A 218-nucleotide genomic window follows, 5' to 3' on the forward strand; every position below is an offset into this window, starting at 1 on the left:
CTGGCGTTCAAGTTCGGTCCCGCCGAATACTTCTCGCTGATGGTGCTGGGCCTGATCGGTGCCGTGGTGCTGGCGTCCGGCTCGCTCGTCAAGGCCATCGCGATGATCGTGCTGGGTCTGCTGCTGGGCCTGGTCGGTACCGACGTGAACTCGGGCGCGGCGCGCTTCTCGTTCGACGTGCCCGAACTGACCGACGGCCTGAACTTCGTGTCCGTGGC

Annotated in this window: 1 protein-coding gene; it reads left to right on the forward strand. The window is 66.1% G+C overall.

Translation table 11 applies throughout. The annotated features are described in order from the left end of the window. Nucleotides 1-218 (forward strand): tripartite tricarboxylate transporter permease (locus AAHB16_RS32710; protein ID WP_342052939.1); only part of this gene is annotated, 218 nt, incomplete at both ends.

It is taken from the genome of Cupriavidus sp. OTU4054, assembly GCF_038440175.1.
GTDB classification, from domain to species: Bacteria; Pseudomonadota; Gammaproteobacteria; order Burkholderiales; family Burkholderiaceae; genus Cupriavidus; species Cupriavidus pauculus_D.